Source organism: Natrialba chahannaoensis JCM 10990, assembly GCF_000337135.1.
Classification (GTDB): Archaea; Halobacteriota; Halobacteria; order Halobacteriales; family Natrialbaceae; genus Natrialba; species Natrialba chahannaoensis.
The window spans coordinates 50,750-66,999 of sequence record NZ_AOIN01000067.1 but is presented as its reverse complement, the minus strand read 5'-3'; the positions used below and the strand labels follow the sequence as shown (position 1 = coordinate 66,999).

The 16,250-nt window shown below is 59.4% G+C and carries 17 protein-coding genes and 1 tRNA gene; 8 read left to right on the top strand and 10 right to left on the bottom strand.

Going from position 1 to position 16,250, the window contains the following annotated elements; genetic code table 11:
- Positions 1-17 precede the first annotated feature (17 nt).
- From C482_RS12720 to C482_RS12695, 6 genes are all read left to right on the top strand, one after another.
- Positions 18-2,006, top strand: a complete 1,989-nt coding sequence (locus C482_RS12720; RefSeq protein WP_083858616.1) for a hypothetical protein — start codon at positions 18-20, stop codon at positions 2,004-2,006.
- Positions 1,999-2,541 carry a hypothetical protein gene (locus tag C482_RS12715; RefSeq protein WP_006168025.1) on the top strand — a complete coding sequence of 181 codons (543 nt, stop codon included), beginning with the start codon at positions 1,999-2,001 and terminating at the stop codon, positions 2,539-2,541. Before C482_RS12720 ends, C482_RS12715 begins: the two co-directional genes overlap by 8 nt.
- A 79-nt stretch (positions 2,542-2,620) precedes the next feature.
- A complete protein-coding gene (locus C482_RS12710) occupies positions 2,621-3,439 on the top strand; it encodes a hypothetical protein (protein WP_006168023.1) in 819 nt (272 codons plus the stop codon).
- Between the two features lie 85 nt (positions 3,440-3,524).
- Positions 3,525-3,806: a hypothetical protein gene (locus C482_RS12705; RefSeq protein ID WP_006168022.1), complete on the top strand. Its 282-nt coding sequence runs from the start codon at positions 3,525-3,527 to the stop codon at positions 3,804-3,806.
- Positions 3,803-4,972, top strand: coding sequence for a P-loop NTPase family protein (locus C482_RS12700; protein WP_006168021.1), 1,170 nt, complete (start codon positions 3,803-3,805; stop codon positions 4,970-4,972). The genes C482_RS12705 and C482_RS12700 overlap by 4 nt, the downstream gene beginning before the upstream one ends.
- A gap of 148 nt (positions 4,973-5,120) precedes the next feature.
- Entirely contained in the window at positions 5,121-5,519 is a 399-nt protein-coding gene (locus C482_RS12695; RefSeq protein WP_006168020.1) for a hypothetical protein, read from the top strand.
- Positions 5,520-5,815: 296 nt separating this feature from the next.
- On the opposite strand, the gene C482_RS12685 is transcribed toward C482_RS12695, so the two are convergent.
- The 10 genes from C482_RS12685 to C482_RS12640 form a co-directional block, all read right to left on the bottom strand.
- The gene (locus C482_RS12685; RefSeq protein ID WP_006168019.1) at positions 5,816-6,079 is read right to left on the bottom strand and encodes a DUF7692 domain-containing protein; all 264 of its coding nucleotides are present in this window, start codon (positions 6,077-6,079) and stop codon (positions 5,816-5,818) included.
- Positions 6,080-6,936: 857 nt separating this feature from the next.
- The gene (locus C482_RS12680; protein ID WP_006168018.1) at positions 6,937-8,589 is read right to left on the bottom strand and encodes a winged helix-turn-helix domain-containing protein; all 1,653 of its coding nucleotides are present in this window, start codon (positions 8,587-8,589) and stop codon (positions 6,937-6,939) included.
- Between the two features lie 112 nt (positions 8,590-8,701).
- Complete coding sequence (locus C482_RS12675) at positions 8,702-8,902, bottom strand: sigma factor-like helix-turn-helix DNA-binding protein (protein ID WP_006168016.1); 201 nt, start codon at positions 8,900-8,902, stop codon at positions 8,702-8,704.
- Entirely contained in the window at positions 8,892-9,260 is a 369-nt protein-coding gene (locus tag C482_RS12670; RefSeq protein ID WP_006168015.1) for a hypothetical protein, read from the bottom strand. Before C482_RS12670 ends, C482_RS12675 begins: the two co-directional genes overlap by 11 nt.
- On the bottom strand, positions 9,257-9,535 hold the full coding sequence (locus C482_RS12665; protein WP_006168014.1) for a hypothetical protein: 279 nt from the start codon (positions 9,533-9,535) through the stop codon (positions 9,257-9,259). The genes C482_RS12670 and C482_RS12665 overlap by 4 nt, the downstream gene beginning before the upstream one ends.
- A complete protein-coding gene (locus C482_RS22400) occupies positions 9,528-9,767 on the bottom strand; it encodes a DUF7563 family protein (protein ID WP_071402737.1) in 240 nt (79 codons plus the stop codon). The genes C482_RS12665 and C482_RS22400 overlap by 8 nt, the downstream gene beginning before the upstream one ends.
- Positions 9,768-9,962: 195 nt before the next feature.
- Positions 9,963-10,033 (bottom strand) — tRNA-Pro (locus C482_RS12655).
- 65 nt (positions 10,034-10,098) lie between these two features.
- The gene (locus tag C482_RS12650) at positions 10,099-11,055 is read right to left on the bottom strand and encodes an RNA-guided pseudouridylation complex pseudouridine synthase subunit Cbf5 (protein WP_006168013.1); all 957 of its coding nucleotides are present in this window, start codon (positions 11,053-11,055) and stop codon (positions 10,099-10,101) included.
- A gap of 1 nt (position 11,056) precedes the next feature.
- On the bottom strand, positions 11,057-11,632 hold the full coding sequence (gene cmk / locus C482_RS12645; RefSeq protein ID WP_006168012.1) for a (d)CMP kinase: 576 nt from the start codon (positions 11,630-11,632) through the stop codon (positions 11,057-11,059).
- A 234-nt stretch (positions 11,633-11,866) separates the two neighbouring features.
- Positions 11,867-12,823: a DUF106 domain-containing protein gene (locus C482_RS12640; protein WP_006168011.1), complete on the bottom strand. Its 957-nt coding sequence runs from the start codon at positions 12,821-12,823 to the stop codon at positions 11,867-11,869.
- 149 nt (positions 12,824-12,972) lie between these two features.
- Here C482_RS12640 and C482_RS12635 point away from each other — a divergent pair, with 149 nt between their 5' ends.
- Entirely contained in the window at positions 12,973-14,460 is a 1,488-nt protein-coding gene (locus C482_RS12635) for a DUF7289 family protein (protein WP_049896692.1), read from the top strand.
- A gap of 295 nt (positions 14,461-14,755) precedes the next feature.
- Entirely contained in the window at positions 14,756-16,240 is a 1,485-nt protein-coding gene (locus tag C482_RS12630; protein WP_449406374.1) for a DUF7289 family protein, read from the top strand.
- Positions 16,241-16,250 lie beyond the last annotated feature (10 nt).

Here is a 16,250-nt window from a genome sequence, read left to right as displayed (position 1 = left end):
TCGAGGTTCAGAATTCAATGACTTCAGCTATTTCCACCGACGAAACCCGGAGTACAGACAGCCCACAGCCCACGCCCACGGCCCACGATTCGGATGCGGTGAGTCGCCGCGGGTTCCTCGAGCGCAGCGCGATCGCGGGCGGGGCACTGATCACCCTCGGCGCGGCCGGCGACCGCGTTGCACCGACATACTCGCCGATCGGTCAGGTGCAAGCAATCCCACCGGCTGCTATCGGGTTCTACCTTGCATCAGGAGCAGCGGCGGGTATCACAACGGGCAGCATTCTCTGGCATGAGCCAGGCACCGATCTCGACCCGGAAGACGTGCTCGAAGACCAGCTCTACGAGGCGGCGGCCTCGGTCGCAGACGGCCGGGAAGCGTTCGTCGACGAGATGGAACAGGAGTTCCTGGGGCCAGACGACCCCCAGGACACACCGTACGGCCGCGTCGCGTGGCAGGAAATTCGAGCGGCTGCAGTGCGAGCAATCGTCGACGGGGGGAGCCAAGAAGATGCAGTCGATGCCGCACATGAGGCACTCGACAAGCAGACGACTCGGTCGGTTATCAACATCGTCGAGCGTCGGAACACCGGCCTGAACGCGCTCGTTCAACAGCTCACACTCGACGTTGAGGAGTCGATCGGCGTCTTCGAACATGTCGAGTTTGAGTCTGGAAACACCCGCGGGCTCGCGCTCAGTACCGCCAGTGAAGAGGAAGACGTCGAGAACATCGACTGGCTTCGTCCGATCGAAGCCTCACAGACGGAAGACGCCGCTGACGACGAGTTCGTGATGTACGAGTGGAAGGTCGACCTTCCGGTAGATCCGACCGAGCTGGAGGGGCGAGACGAACCGCTCTGGGAAATCGGACTCGGGCACACGTCCGGCAGTGACAGTCTGTACGGGGCCGCTGTGGAAACGGAGTGGGCACAGAACTGGGACGAGTACGGCATCCACATCGACGACTCCTACTCGCTCGTCGCAGAGCACAGCGACCTCGGAGAGACGACGGTTCTCGACACCGGCGAGATCACGTCCGAAGTGCTCGCTGTGGTCGAGACAGCGTACACCGATATCCGAGGCGACGTGCAAACGTACGTCTCCAACCTGTACGACGGCGTCCAGCAGGGTGCGATCGATCCTGCAGACGTGCTCTCGTCACAGGACATCGTCGACGAGTTCGGCGACAGCGACGACCAGGCGCGGGTTGCTGCCGAACTCCTCGCGATCGGAGCGAACGTTCCGGACTCAGCGAGCTACCGGGCCACGATCTCCCACTCGGACCTGCAGGCGGACGAACTGGAGGGGCTGCTCTATCCGCAATTCGACGGCGAAGCGCTGAACCTCCGCAGCGGAATGACCCTCGAGCCCGAGGACTACCGAATGGCGTACTTCGGCTACGAGTCTGCGGTAGACGACGGCTTCGAGACGACCACACTTTCCGGTGAGGAACCCCTCGAGATCCATTCCGTCACCGGCCTCGAGGACGAAATCACGATCGAAGACGAATACGAACCGGAAGCCGGCGTCGACGGTGAAGTGATCCTCTGGACGGGAAGCGGTGCACCCGAGCCGATCACCGACCCGGACGAACACGACGGCTGGCAGATCGTCGTCACCGGTGAGACGACCGACCACGTCGCGGACGTATCCGAGGCCGTCGAGGACGGTGAGCAATGGATTCTGGAGACGACCGATATCGACGAAGGGGAAGCTATCGAATCGGTCGAAGTCGTGCCCAGCGTCGAGTACTCGCGTTCGATCGACTACGTAGCCGACCCGACCGAGGTTGACGGAGACGAAACGATTGAACGCATGGAGAACCTCCGCGAGCAGGTCGACGACCTCGAGGAAGCGCTGGAGGACGATAGCAGCCCAGGGCTCACGTTCCCCGATGATCCGTTCGAAACGACCGGCGGGGTGCTCGCTGGAATCGCAATCATCGGCGCGGCTATCGCGGTCGTCGTTGGTGTCGTCACGGATCTGCTCCCGTTCGGAGGTGACTGACGTGCGGCGGATTCTTCTGTTTTCCACGCTCACAGCTCTGGCGCTCGCGATGGGCATGGGCCTGATGGGCGGCACCGCGATCGCCGAGGAGACCAGCAACGAAAGCGCCGGTCCAGAGTACGAAGTCGAGTTTGGCGACGACCTTCGGATTCTGGAGTACCAGCTCGAGGACGGCACCGCGACGATCACCTTCGACGCCGACCGGCCGTTCACCGTCGTCGTCTCTGACGCGCTCGCTGGCGTCGACCAGGAGGGCGCGGTCGAAGTCCCGCAAGAAGAGTTCGAGATCGACACCGGCGAGACCACGATCTCGACGAGCGTGCGCGAAGTGAACGGTGCGTCGACGGTCGGCGTCTCGGTCCAGGGCACGACCGTCAGGCTCGGCACCGAGATGGAAGCACAGGAAGAGAACCCGTTCGAGACGTTCGGCGGTGAGTCCGGCCTGTTCACCGGCGTCATCATGACAACCGGACTGGCGGGGCTTGGAACGGCCTACGTGATCCGCAGCGAAGACAGCGGAGTGATCGAAGCATGAGCGGAGACACNACAACCGGACTGGCGGGGCTTGGAACGGCCTACGTGATCCGCAGCGAAGACAGCGGAGTGATCGAAGCATGAGCGGAGACACCAGCGCCACGTTCGGCGGATGGTCGGACCGGCTCACCTACCTGCTCGCGGAAGGCCAGCTACTCGTCGCCGGTGCCGCAGTCTCGATCGGCGCGGCACTCATCTGGATTCGACCGGAGATTCCAGGCATGCCGCCGGTCGCTCGCGGAATCTTCGCGGCGATGCTGCTCCTTGGGCCGCCGCTGCTCGGGCTGTTCGTCACCGGTGCCCGGAAGCTCCGCAATCGGCACATGGAGGAAGTGTACCACATCAACGGTGTCACCGACACCCGGCGGAAGCTCTACGTCGCACCCGAAGTGTGGGCAGAGAAGACCGTCGAGGGGCCGTCACCCTACCGCTGTAACGACGAAACAGCGTACGAGGTACGCGAGTTCACGTACCACGAGGACACCGGCCAGCTGGTCGTACGCGGCTGCTACTTCAGCCAGATGGCCGACTCGAAGCTCGTCACGACGAAGACCATGCTCGAGGACATTCACGGCGACCTCGTCGACGCGTTCTTGGAGTACAATCGACTCCGTGGACGGATCAGCAAGATGGGTCTCCAGATCCAGAGCGACGTGATCAACGAGGAGGCAGAAGCCGACGAGCGCGGTCTGATGAACCCACGAACGTCGGTGAAAGAGCGGTTCGAATCGGCCAAGAGTGACGCCGAGGACCGTGACATCGACCAGATCAAAGACGTAACCAGATACGTCGAAGAGTACGCCGACGAGCACGAGATCGACACGACCAGCGGCCCACCACAGACGCGTGCACAGGCCGCAGAGCAAGTCGCTGCAACCGACGGAGGGACTGACCAATGAGATTCTACGGACAGCAGAGACTCTTCGAACTGACGACCAGCGAACTCGAGCGCTACCGTGAGAAGACTCGCGAACTCGACTACNAATGAGATTCTACGGACAGCAGAGACTCTTCGAACTGACGACCAGCGAACTCGAGCGCTACCGTGAGAAGACTCGCGAACTCGACTACTGTGCCGAACGGCCAGAGAAGCGACTGCTCGCCGAGGAGTGCCGGGAAATGGTCACCGAACTCGAGCAGCGCAAGAACCGAATGCTCGCGAGCGCGATTCGCCGACGCCAGCGAGAGGAGATAGAGCACGCACTCGACGAGGCGGAGATCGACGCCGAAGAGATCATCCGGGAACTCGAGGGAGAGTCAGCATGAGTGACGAGCAAGACAACTACACGGTCGGCGGTTTCCGCGAGTACCAGGAAGGCAAGCTCGAGCGCACTCCCGACGAGGTACTTCCGCACACCGGATTCGTTCGCGACGAACAGGTTGACCGTCAGCTGGCGATGCGCGCAATCCACCACGATCCGGACAAGTGGGACGGGAAGGCTGCAAAAGACTACATGGCGGTCGGCAAGAACCGAGACATCCTTCGCGTCGAAGGGAGCGAGACAGCCCGCAACGCACTCGACAACGGCGATACGCTCACGCTGAAGCACTACATCGGTGACCCAAGTCAGCAGGCCGACCTCGCTGGCATCAAAGCCGTCACCCGCTTGCAGGAGATCGTTGCCGGCCCGGCACCCGTGATCGTCGTCTTGGGCGAGATGGGCGCGGGTAAGACCGACTTCGCTGGGCTGTTGGGCCAGCTCCGGGAACGGTGGGTCGACGGCGATCTCCTCGTCGGGAGCAACATCCGAACGCTCGACCGGACGGATCGGTGGGTCCGCGACGATGGCACCGTCGAAGACGGCTGGATTCCACACTACCCGCTGCTCGAGGAGTGGGCCAAGCAGGACGGCGATCCCGTCAACAACCCCCAGCAGCCGAAGCTCTTCATCGGGGACGAGTTCTCGACGAACGCCAGCGGCACCGGTGCAGACGGCCACAAGGTCCGCCAGAAGATGGGGCCGCTGGTCTACAAGATCCGCAAGTACGGCGGAGCACTCATCTACATCGCACACGGCGAGAGTTCGATTCACCCGCTACTCTGGCGCGTTGGCATCATCATCAAGAAGACCTCGCAGAAGACCGCCGTCGTCGCCGATCGTGTCTCGGGCGGGAAACTCGTCGACGTCGATCCGCGACCGCTCGAGGGTATCCCGCCGACCGACTGGAACTTCCACACACAGGACGAAGCCGATTGGGCCTGGGAAGCACCCGAGGGAGACAGCAAAGACGGCGACGCAATCGCCGAGGAGGACGTGAAACGCGTCGCTGCCTGGACGATGGAAGAGTGCCGCCGACAGGGAATGTCCGCGCGCGAAACCGCCGAGTTCGTTCCCTACAGCCACGCTACCGTCTCGAATTGGTGGAACGACATTGACGAAGGCGGGACAAAGGCAGACTGGGTTAACACCGTCGAGCAGGTGATTGCATGACGGCGTCGGGGTGTCTACCTGTAAAGCGGAAGCGACCCCCCTACAGTCATGGGCGGCGCGGTCCGTCAGGACCGCGACGCCGTAGCCCATCGCGGGGCTCTCCGCGCTCGACTCACCAGCAGCGGAGGAGTATATATATCGGCGCGCGATGCGCGTGGTCCGCGTGAATCGTTCGAAGCGAGCGAACCACTTCGGCACGGCCGTCGAGAAACGAATGGCGAAGAAACGTCGGTTCGAACTCGAGCGCAGCTCGTGGCACGACGCCAGGTTCGGCAATGGCACGCCGGTCGAGATCAAATCGACGATGCACGAGCATTCGAACGGGCAGCCCGGAAACTGGAAGGTCTACCGCGAGTACCACGAGAAGCTACGCCGACACGACGGCTGGTACTGTTTCGTCGTCTACCGACCACATGGGCGATCGGGGCTGACGATCCTCCAGGACAAGATGGTTCGTTCGTGCGATCTCCCGCTACTCCGGTGGCATGGCGGTGGCGATCACCGTGGAACCCAGCAGGCGAAAATCTCGATTTCAGATGTGTTCTGACAGCCACTCACTATGGTTTCCACGGCATATCTCCTTGCCCTAAAAGGACGAAACGTCTCCAGTCTTCGAACCACTTCATCAGACGAAAGCGGACGGATGGGTTCTGCTCGTGATCTCTCTCATAGCCCGTGATTATTTGACGGAGAACGCTCGGGATGAACAAGAGAATAGCCGAGAGATAGCCGAAGAACGTTCCTACTGCAACGACAGGAAAGTATACTATCGCCACGAGTCGCAAGACGCCTTTTGATCTGCCGGTCATAGTATCTCTAAATCAGAGTATCACAGAGAAGTATTCACATTTCCCCTTTCGTTTCAACTGAAACTTCGGTTGTTACCTCGAAACTCACCGCTCGACTGCTCAGTGTCTCCGCGATCTCCCGGCGCTGCTCGAGCGTCAGATCATCACGGGCGAGCACCTGGCGGATAGCTCGAACGAAGTGAGGCACATCGTCGCAGGCGCTCACGACCGCTTTCGTCTTGTTGCAGTCGTAGAAGTCGGCTGCACGTTCAATCGCGTCTCGTCGATACGCATAGTCACCGTCCGTTCGGATTCGCATGCTCGTACACACGACCCCCGAAATCCTAGTTTTTTCGACTCACTGGACGGCCCATATCGGCCCAAAATCGGGCGAACCTGTCGGCCCAACAGAGAAGAGTCCCGTCTCGCAGCGTCGATCGGAACGGAATATGCACACGGCCTGCTCGATCTCGTGTGCATATTCGGGAAACTGATTTTGTCGACGTGCAACCCCAAGGAGTCTGAGTGGAACAGTACTAACAGTACTAAAAGTGCTAATTCTCCTACTTTATTATCCTGTGTCAAAACCAATCCGTCAATGGAGGTGATAATGTGGTAGAATGGTTCATGTCCGGTCTGATTGAATGGCTGCTTTTCGCTATCGTTGGCGGCTCTGTACTGGGGTTTATCATACTCGCTTTCCGTGGGTGAGGTGTGTTAAGGGTCGTACAGATACCCTCCTAAGGAAATTTGACAAGGAAGATTATCGAGGTCCTATCCTAAGATATCTGTAGGTAGCGTCTCTTTGGCGTCCAATATCGGCAGGCCAAATTTTCGCGAGCGCGGCGCGCGCTCTGCGCGCCGCGCAATTGCCCTGCCCCCTTAGGGGCACCTACCGTAGGGGTACCCGACAACCCTGTTACCGACACCAACCCCTAATACGGGAGATTTTGCGCACCACAGGCCGCAATTCGCCGGTTCTATTGTTCGCGCGAATCGGCTAAACTGGCCCAAAATATGCGCAGACCGGCCGTTAACACCCAGGTGAAAGTGAAATACTGCGTAGAAAATGAGTTTGTTGAAGGGGGCTGTAATGACACTGGAGAGGAAGGGTGAAAGAAACAGGAAAAAGCGAATGCTACAGCTATTCACCGGGCAAACCGGACCGACGACGGGTTACCGCAACGGTGGCGGAAGTTCGTCAGCCCGCACCCGAACGTCGCGATCGTCGAGCTGGTCGCGGTCACGAAGGTACGCCAGGTCGTGGATCGACGCGCTCAATCGCTCGAGGTATTCGAAGCCAATCGAGTCCGGTTCATCGTCGTTCTCGCTGGCTTCGTCTCCGTCCGTAGCTGAGTGGCTATTGTCACTCTCACGGTTCTCACGGCGCTCTTCGGCGCGTTCATCCTGCTGCTCGACAGTGTCGTCCGGGTAAACCTCCCGGAGAATCTCGCGTGCTTGCTCCAGGACGACGCGAGAAACGAAGAACACCATCACCGGATTCCCTTCGCGAGAGACGACACCGGTTTCAGCGAGTCGACGGACGTGGTACCGAATCGTCGATCTCGCGAGTCCGGTTCGCTCCTCGAGTGCATCGTAGGTCGCACCGTCGTGTTCAGCGATGATACGCAGGATGTCGTAGACGGCCGTGGTGGACTCCTTCAGCGCTTCCCGGTAGATGTCCGTCGCCAGGTCTTCGTAACGCTGGCGAAGCATCTCGCGCCGGCCTGTCGGCCGCTCGAAGTCCCACGGCGGTGACATCGGCCCATCGAAGAAATCATCCTCAATGAGGTCCGACCGACCGATTCCAGCCCATCGTGCATGCGTCGCGACGACCGTCCGAAGGTGGTCGAGTACCTCGTCCCATTCGGAAACGTGCGGGAGTTCTCCGCGGTCGACGCCCGCGTACGAAGCCTCGAGCTTCGGGTGATGGAACGGATCACTGCGCGGCTTCTTGTGCCACTGATTCGCCTGGTAGATCTTCATCTCCGTGCTGTAGCGCTTCGGATCGAACCCGAGGAGGTGCCAGCGGTCACTCTCGACGAGCGCCTCGAGCCAGCCTTCTTTCTGGCGTCGCTGGTGAGCTTCGATCTCGGACTCTCCACCCCAGTCGATGAGCTGCTTTGATTGGTCGAGCGTCTCGACGAGCGCGTTCTTCTTGTCGATGTGGAACCGAATGTGCGCCTCGGCTTTCGGAAGCCGGCGGGCGTCGTCGACGCGATCGTCAAGGTCCACTGCGTCAGTACCGTACACCGCTCGAAGTGCATCGTACATTCGGCGCTCCATCTCGAACGGATCTTCCGCCCACGTCGTCCAGGCGAGCAACCGCGTTCCCTCGCCGTATGGGCACTCGAGTGGATCACCGCTCTTGTAGACCATTTGGCGGAACTGAGGCATGATCTCGACGTGCAACGCGAGCGGCGGCTTTCGAAGCTCACGCTCGCCGTTCTCGTCTTCTGAACCCCATTCGCGGAGCTTCAGGTGCTGTTCGTAGTACGCTCGGTAATCGTCACCGCGGCCGGTACCGGCCTTCCAGCGCGACGACGTGAGGACCAAGGCGTAGTCTCCTGCCGGTAGCCAGTCAGCCTCGAAGTCTTCGACGGCCACGTGCGGCTCGAGGTCACGATCGCCGACGTGCTCGCGCCAGTAGGACAGCGATCGATCGTACAGTGTCCCGCGGTCGGCACTCCGGCCAGCGTTCGGCTCCTGGACATCGGCGAGATGGTTCATCACCGCGGCACCGTGCGCACGCGGTTTCGGGAAGGTATCGGACTCAGAGCCGGTGACATCATCGAACTGCACCGGATCGTCGGCAGCGTCGACGCTCACAGCGGTCCCTCCCGCGCGTTTCGAACGTCGCGTGTACAGTCGTCACAGAGACGGCGAAGCCCATCAACGGACTCACCACAGCGCTCGCACTCGCTGTTCTCGACGAGTCGGCTCATCGCGTTCCCTCCTCGAGCTTGGTCTCTGCTCGAGCGAGCAGATTTCCGATTGTTCCCGGCCGTCGATCGGTCCGGCGAGCGAACTCGCGAACACCGGTGCCGTTCTCTCGACAGGCAACGTACGCCTCGCGCTCGGCATCGGTCAGTCCGGAGAGGTCCGGCCCAAAGTCAACCAGCGTCACCTGCTCACTCGACATGCTCGCTCACCTCCCGCTCCGGGACCGGAACGTGGCGGACGTGCTCGTCAGAGAACCGCAGCTTGACGCCGGTCCACCCATCGATCAGTGCACCCGCTTCGGGGCCACCTGCTCGCATGGGCAACACAATGTCGTAGGGGTGTCGGTCGCAGCACCATCCGAACGTAACGATCTCGTCGAAAGAGGCTGCGAGAACCACGTTCACGAGGTCTGGCTTCTCGATCCGCTGCGACCCCTTCGTCTTGGGAACAGGGTGGCCGCATTCCGGGCAAATCGGGATGTTGTCGCGGTCTCGCGTCGGCTCACGGACAACCGTAGGAGCCATCACGCCGAACTTTCGCAGACCGGTTCGGCTCATCGACTCACCTCCGCTTTTGGAGCGTACTCCGCACGAATATCCGCGTCCGCGATACGTCGACGTAGCTCGTCGTCGACGTGCTCTGTCGCAATGAACTTCACCCGGCCGCACTCTCGCGGCGGCACCAGACCGGTCGTGCCGGACCACTCGGTGAACTCGAGCCAGCCCGAGTCACGGACAGTGGCGTCCGCTACGCACACCAGGCCGTCGGAGAGTTGAATGAATGCAGGCGAGTAGCCAGACGGGAGGTTCCGTGGGTCGACCCGTTCAGGCATCGGTCTCACCTCCGTGGCGACCAGCGGACGTTTCTGGATCTGGCACCGGCACGTCGACACCAGCAGCGGAGCCGCGACTCAGTCGAGCGTACGAATCGCACTCTCCGCAACGGTGGGCTCGGTCCCGATCGTCACCAAAGACACGGCGGAACCGATCGGTGACGTGGGCACCACAGTGTTCGCAGGTCGAATGGTCGACCGACGGCCACGGTGCGACCGTCACGCCGACCACNGGAACCGATCGGTGACGTGGGCACCACAGTGTTCGCAGGTCGAATGGTCGACCGACGGCCACGGTGCGACCGTCACGCCGACCACCCCCTACTATGCTGTCGGCTATGTGGTAATATACTGAAAGCGAGAATTGGATTTTCGGCACTCTCGAGGGGTTGAGAGTCTAAGAGTTGAACACTTAGATAATTTCGAGTGGGACCGCCGAGAATTGAACTCGGGTCCTACGGACCCCATCCGCAGAGGATACCACTACCCCACGGTCCCGCACGTGATACGATGAGTGTCTGCTGTTTAAGCGTGTCGTTTCAGATTGTCATGGGCACTGCGCCTCAGACGAGAACCCGCTCTAGGTCGACGACGACACCAGATTCTGCGTCGGGATCGCCAACGACCTCGCCGAGACAGACCGCCGACCCAACCTGTGTATAACAGGCGACGAGATCACCGCGCTCGAGTGCGGTGTCGGCTACAACCTCCCGCACCCCCGGTGCGTAGACCGGTGCCCCCTCTGCGACCTCCCGAGCAGCCGTCGAGTCGATTACGAGACGGGGAATCTCCTCGAGAATCCGCTCGGCGGGATCGACGATGTCGTACAGCAGGCTTGGATCGTCGTCCTCGAGCCAGAACGCGAGCGCATCGAGGAACTCCGTTGCAGTGTAGAGGTCCGTATCGTCAAACGGTGAGGTTGCCGTCCGTCGCAGATGACCCATGTGTCCGCCAGTACCGAGTGCCAACCCAAGGTCGTGACAGAGCTTTCGGACGTAGGTGCCACTCTCACAGCGCATCCGCAACAGCAACTGCCGATCGCCCTGTTCAAGGATCTCTAGATCGTAAATCTCGCGCACGCGGAGCCGGCGTGACACCGCACTCTTTCGTGGCGGCTTCTGGTAGATCGGCCCCTCGAATTCGGCGATCGTCGACTTGACGTCCGACGGAATCGAACCGTGGCACTCGAGTACCGCGACGTACTCCTTGTGACCCTCAAGGAACACCTGTGCGAGCCGGGTTGCGTCGCCGAGCATGGTCGGGAGACAGCCGGTTACTTTGGGATCGAGCGTGCCGGCGTGGGCGGCCTGGTCGATCGTTGGTGTGGTGTCATTGTCGCTATCGCTGTCCCCACCGTGATCAGCCTCAGCCAGCGCGTCTGCGACGGCATCACGAAGCCAGCCGCTAACCTGGTGTGAGGACGGGCCGGGTGGCTTATCGAGGTTGACGACACCGAACTGCAGGAGTTCGGCTGGTGTGCGGTCGCCCGGAGCGGGGCGGAGACGCTGGCGTTGGGTCATGCTAGATATCGTACTCGAGAGGGACGGTCGCCTGTCCTTCGTCACCCGTGGCGTCGTACTCTTCAACGGCCGTGACGAGCATGTCGAGGACCGCGTCGGGCTCCCAGCGAGCCGTGTTGACCGAGAGGTCGTAGATGGTCAGATCGCGGATGTCGACGCCGTAGTACTCCTCGTAGCGCTGGGCCTCGCTCGCCTCACGGGCCTGGGTTTCCTCCGTTGCGCGGGCTGGATCTTTGTCCTCGCGCTCGCCGATTCGCTCGCCACGAACCGCCGGCGGCGCATCGAGCCAGAACCGAAAGTCGGCGTGGTCGCCGGCAAGCCAGCCGGCCAGTCGGGACTCGAGTACCAGGTCGTCTTCCTCGACAGCAATTTCACGGAGCCGCCGGTCGAGGTCGCGGTCGATCTGGTCGTTCTCCTCTGCGAGTTTGTTAAACTCGAGTGGGGTGTAGCCGCGTTCGTCTGCGAGCTGGCGGAAGATGTCGCCGCCGCTGATGTGGTCGAGATCAAACGCGTCAGCGAGCAATTCAGCGGTCGTGCTCTTCCCGCTGCCTGGCGGGCCAGAGACGGTCAGTAACATATGTAATCTGTGCCGTGCCGGGTAAAATGGGTTTTGAATCGGTGGAGTGAGAGTGAGGAAACGGAAGTCTCGAGATGGCAGTAGCGGCGACGGTGGTGGCAGAGAACGATCGGTACAGCCGTGTGGAGAGTATCACGAAGGGTGAAAGACGGGTGTACACAAGAAGCGGACGGCGGACGACAGACGACAAACGACAGACGATCGATACCCGACGGAGGCGATTGCGTTTCCGTGTTAGGTAGTCGACGGCGTCATGTCGATATTTAGCGACTTCCGGAGCAGCTGGGTAAAGCCCATCGAGCACAGGAAGTACCAGAGAATCCAGGCCGGCATCGGGCCGATGACACCGTCGGTCCAGTCAACGACACCAACGATTGGCATCACGACCGTCCACTCGGCACCGGCGACGTTTCCATCGTGAATCTTCCAGTACATCCACAGGAAGATGGGAATGGTAAATAGCATGATCCAGACCATCGGGCGGATCTGCTCTTTGAACATCCCCATGTTCTCGGCCATCGCTTCCATCTGCTCTTCGCGGACCTGCTCAAGTTCGTTCTCGAGTTGCTCGAGTTCAGCCTCGCTCGCGCCGCGTTCTTCGGCTTCCTTCTTGCGGTCGCGGACATCCTGCTGTTTGTCCTGCATCGCTTTCATCCGCTTTTGGTACTTGCCGAGCACCTCGGGGTTCATCAGGTTCGCCTGCAAGAGCGTGGAGTAGAGCCCCGTCAGGAGTGCAACAGAGAGGATGACAGCGTAGAACGGCAATGCGGCGTCGAGCGGACCGAGCAGGAGATTGAGCGTCCCGCCAACTGTGTCCCGAACGGGGTCGAGCCAGTAGCCGAACATCAACAAAAGCGAGCCAACCCCGGCGAGTTTGTCCCACTGGGACCACTTGGATGCTTCCGCGTCGATATCAACATCTGCGTCGGGGAAGGCCGAACCGCTTCCGTCGCCGTCGAGCGCCTCATCGTAGGCTTCGCGGTCGGCGATTTCGAAGCCCTCGTTGCCGTCGACCAATACGCCTTTCTCGATCAGTCGACCCCACTGGCCGCTCGTCAAGTCGTCGCTGACGTCGCCCCACTGGACTTCGCCGCCGTTTTCGTCGGCTGTCGCCCGGATGGACTCGAGTGCGTCGGTCATCGAGGAGTCCTCCCGAACGAGTGAATTGATCTTTTCGGCTGTCCGTGTCATCTGGGTATGCTAGGGCTAGGGCAGGTTCGGTATACAAGTGTTTATCTTCGACCGTCCGACCCGGAACACCCCCCACAGCTGACAGTAGAATTATAATTGAGTCCTACTATGCGAACGTTTTATTATACTGATAGTCAATGCAGTGGACAATGATCGGACGAGACTGCTGCAGGTGGGGCGCTGTCTCGCAGCGCGGGCAGTCGGCACTGCTTGGCTTCGTCCTGTTGGTCGGGATGGTCGCAGCAGTTAGTGTCGGTGTCTTGCTCGTTGCCGGCGAGACGATAACGGGGGCAGAACAGCAAGCAGAGACAGAGCGCGTCGAGCAAGCGTTCGTCGAGATGAGCCAACAACTGTCCTCGACTGCGATGAACAGTGACATCACCCAGTCGATGGATATCGAGGCCGGTGAGAACGGTGCGATGGTGCTGAAAGACACCGGCAAGATCCACATATACGGCTCGTCGTTCGATGAAAACATCTCAATCGGTGCAATCGAGTATGAGGGAGAAAACGGCGATCGAATAGCCTATCAGGCAGGTGGTGTGTTCCGAGAGACGATGGACCAAACTCGAGTAGTGTCTGCACCACCGGTACACTTCGAAGATCAAACACTCACGTTCCCAGTTGTCGAACTCGACGACGAGGGAGTACTCGACTCCGGGAGTATGCAGTTAGATCATGATGGAACGACACTGATCAGTGATAGTGACGTTATCGAGAACGATGTCGTGACAATCAATATCACGAGCCAATACTACAAAGGGTGGGAAGACTACTTCGAGCGACAAGCAGGTGAAAATGCCATCACAGAATCGGCAGCGATTAACGAAACGCATGGCTACGTCACGGTCAAATTAGGCTACACTGGCATCGAGGCTGTTTTCGAAAACACAGTTGTCTCGGACGAGAAACCAGCCGAACCGAACAACCCCAACGCTGGAATACACGGTAATAAGATGTACGGCGACGAGGTAGACATCGATCCGATCGATAGCGAGATCGAGTCGATGGTCAAGAACGCAGAGACCGAGTACGACGAACTCCCCACGGATTCACAACAGATTACAGCAGGTAAGTACTATGTGGGCGACAGCTTCGATACCACATCATACGATGTAAACGAGTTTGACGTGTCCAACGGGAATATTACAGTTGTCGTAGACGGGAATCTCGAGATTTATGATGAGATTCGGGTCGATGGATGGGAAGAAACTGCGGGCGAAGTACAGTTCTACACCAACGGTAGCTTCGATTTGAACGCTGATATGTACGTTGGTGAGTCTGCGTACAGTCCGGGAGCAGGTCAGGGAAGTGAACCCGACGAATCGAACCTGCACGCCAGATATCTCCAAGTCTACGGCACCAGCGACTTCGAGATGCAACTCGGTGGAAACGATCACTACGAGGGAATCATTTACGCACCAGGTGGGACTGTCAAATCCGATGGCGGTGGCGGGACCGCAGATATCTATGGTTCAGTTGTCACTGGAACTGTCGATATTAGCGGCGGAAACAGCGAGATCTGGCACGATAGCGATCTCACGGACTTCGAGCCGCGGATGGAGAACGGTGGACAACTCCCACCACAGATTACGTATCTGAACGTTGTAAAACACAACGTCGCTGTCGACTCGTAATCGTCTCACCTCTCCAGTTCGTTTCTCGTCTGATTTCGCTTCCGTAACCGTCTGGCAATACTCGTTCCGTCCAGCTGATTCCCGTTGAAAACCGCCAACGCAGGTTTCGTGGTACAGAACCGTGTTTTCGTGAGAACTGCGATCGTTCAAAAGCGCGCACTCGAGTATCGGCCACGAGCGACAGCAAAATTGCGGTCTTACCGATTCAAATGAGTATCGAAAAACGAATCTAAACTGTTCTGAATAGTGTGATCGAACGACGCGATTCATGTACTGACGAATAAGCGAGAATGCTATGGTTAGACAGAGTGTGGGTGCTCAATTCCAGCAGTCATCACGGGCACAGTCCGCTATGCTTGGGTTTGTGATATTGATCGGGATGGTTGCAACAGTTAGTACGGGTCTCTTTCTCGTCGCCGGCGAGACTGTTACCAGTCTCGAGCAGAGTTCCGAGCAGGAGCGCGTCGAAACCGCGTTCGTCGAACTGAGCCAGCAGATGAGTACCGCCTCATCAAATGCTGATGTACTGCAGTCGATGGATCTCGAGGTCGGTAACGACGGTGCAATCGTAAAGAAAGAGACTGGGAACATCACCGTCTCCTCGGATGCACTCGACGACGATATCAATCTCACCATCGGAACGATCGAATACGAGGGTGAGGACGGGACTATCCTGGCATATCAGGCGGGAAGCGTCTTCCGCGAAACTGGCAACGAAACGCGAGTCCTCTCCTCTCCGCCGATCTACTACGAGCGGACCACTGAGACGCTGACATTGCCGGTGGTGACGGTAAGCGGCGAACAGGACCTCGGTACCGGGAGCGTCGGTATCAGCCACGAGGAGACGGAAACGTTTCGCGAATCGTCTGTCGTAGAGAACGAGAGTGTCACGATCACCGTTCAGAGCGAGTACTATCGCGGCTGGGAGTCGTACTTCGAGCAACAGGCAGGCGACACGGTCGTCCGAAACATCGATCACGATACCCAGACCGTCGAAGTTCAGGTGGGCTACCTGAGCGTCGACGAAGCGTTCGAGGACGGTATCGTCGTCTCCGAAAACTTCGACGACTTCGATAACGCAGATGTCGAAGATGGAACAGTCAGAGAGGGGGCGATGCCCGAACTTGATCCCATTATCGAGGAGATGATCGACGACCACGAAGACGACGATTCACTTCCGACGACAGACGGAACCATCGCCGGCAACAAGACGTACTTCGAGGACGAAATTACGATCGACAGTGAAGACGAACTGGTCGTCGATACGTCAGCCGGGAATACGACAATCATCGCCGATGGAAATACGAGTATCGAAGGAGAGCTTGTGGCGGACCCCGGCGGCACGGATCACGAACTGCGAATGTATACGACGGGCCATTTCGATATCGAAGGCGGAAACATTTCCGTAACGGACGGGAACGCAGGTCAGTTGCAGTTGTACGGGACTTCGGATACTCACGTTGGCATTGGGCCAGGGAAGTCTTCCTTCCACGGAACAATCTATGCACCGCGTGATGAACCCTGGGGCGATACGGAGAACGAGGTGTTCCACCAGGGACAGTGTTCAGAGCAGGTCTGCATGCAGTCGAACGTCGACTTCACTGGTGCACTCATTGCATCGTCGGCAAACGTCCACTCCGCCTCAGTCAACTTCGAGTACGACGACGAGCTCGAGAACAACGACATCGACCTGTACCCAGAAACCTACTCACTGCCGCCGCAGCTAACCTATCTCAACGTCGCTCATCACGAAGTAAACATCGACAATCGCGGGAGATAGTGCGTAGTTC

Excerpts from the sequence above, each read along its gene's own strand:
- C482_RS12720 (WP_083858616.1), top strand. The coding sequence starts at position 18 with ATGACTTCAGCTATTTCCACCGACGAAACCCGGAGTACAGACAGCCCA.
- C482_RS12710 (WP_006168023.1), top strand. The coding sequence starts at position 2,621 with ATGAGCGGAGACACCAGCGCCACGTTCGGCGGATGGTCGGACCGGCTC.
- C482_RS12705 (WP_006168022.1), top strand. The coding sequence starts at position 3,525 with ATGAGATTCTACGGACAGCAGAGACTCTTCGAACTGACGACCAGCGAA.
- C482_RS12700 (WP_006168021.1), top strand. The coding sequence starts at position 3,803 with ATGAGTGACGAGCAAGACAACTACACGGTCGGCGGTTTCCGCGAGTAC.
- C482_RS12695 (WP_006168020.1), top strand. The coding sequence starts at position 5,121 with ATGCGCGTGGTCCGCGTGAATCGTTCGAAGCGAGCGAACCACTTCGGC.
- C482_RS12685 (WP_006168019.1), bottom strand. The coding sequence starts at position 6,079 with ATGCGAATCCGAACGGACGGTGACTATGCGTATCGACGAGACGCGATT.
- C482_RS12675 (WP_006168016.1), bottom strand. The coding sequence starts at position 8,902 with ATGTCGAGTGAGCAGGTGACGCTGGTTGACTTTGGGCCGGACCTCTCC.
- C482_RS12670 (WP_006168015.1), bottom strand. The coding sequence starts at position 9,260 with ATGAGCCGAACCGGTCTGCGAAAGTTCGGCGTGATGGCTCCTACGGTT.
- C482_RS12665 (WP_006168014.1), bottom strand. The coding sequence starts at position 9,535 with ATGCCTGAACGGGTCGACCCACGGAACCTCCCGTCTGGCTACTCGCCT.
- C482_RS12650 (WP_006168013.1), bottom strand. The coding sequence starts at position 11,055 with ATGACCCAACGCCAGCGTCTCCGCCCCGCTCCGGGCGACCGCACACCA.
- cmk (WP_006168012.1), bottom strand. The coding sequence starts at position 11,632 with ATGTTACTGACCGTCTCTGGCCCGCCAGGCAGCGGGAAGAGCACGACC.
- C482_RS12640 (WP_006168011.1), bottom strand. The coding sequence starts at position 12,823 with ATGACACGGACAGCCGAAAAGATCAATTCACTCGTTCGGGAGGACTCC.
- C482_RS12635 (WP_049896692.1), top strand. The coding sequence starts at position 12,973 with ATGATCGGACGAGACTGCTGCAGGTGGGGCGCTGTCTCGCAGCGCGGG.
- C482_RS12630 (WP_449406374.1), top strand. The coding sequence starts at position 14,756 with ATGGTTAGACAGAGTGTGGGTGCTCAATTCCAGCAGTCATCACGGGCA.